Below are 551 nucleotides of genomic sequence, written 5' to 3' on the forward strand. Positions count from 1 at the left end.
CGGCAGAACAGATCCCGGGCCCGCACGAACGCCGCCAGCCTGGCCGACGGCCGATACTGCGGTTCGGGATCGGGCCCGGGCAGCCACAGCGCCTTGATCGCCGCCCCACCCCGGATCGCCTCGGCCAACGCCACGATCGGCAGAATCTTCACCCCCGGCAACAACGCCAACCCCGAATCACGAACGCACTCAGGCGGATTCGGGACGGCAGGCCCGTCCTCGGCCGGCGCGTCGGCGTCGGGCTCGGGGATTAGCTCGGGCTCAGCGTCAGCTTGCGGTCCGTTTTCGGTGAGTTTCTGCTGCTGTTCCTGGTCTTGGGCGGTGATCAGGTTCTGGGCCGCCTCGACCGCGGCAGCATCGGCGATCACCGAGATCACCACACTGGAGCTGCCCGGGGCCGCTGGTACGGCGCCGACACAGTCGGGCTTGCCGCACAGGCACGGCAGATGATCCTGGCCCTGGATGATCGCCCCCACCGCGCACGACCGCAGATCCCCCGCCGACCGCGGATCATTGTCACAGATCCCCTTGAGCAGTTCGGCGATCCGCGC

The 551-nt window shown here is 69.1% G+C and carries 1 protein-coding gene; it reads right to left on the reverse strand.

All coding sequences use genetic code 11. The annotated features are described in order from the left end of the window. Nucleotides 1-551, reverse strand: a 551-nt coding sequence (locus tag ASJ79_RS25425) for a DUF222 domain-containing protein (RefSeq protein WP_156448649.1), incomplete at both ends; no start/stop codon positions are given.

The sequence above is a fragment of the Mycobacterium sp. NAZ190054 genome, from assembly GCF_001545925.1.
GTDB lineage: Bacteria > Actinomycetota > Actinomycetes > Mycobacteriales > Mycobacteriaceae > Mycobacterium.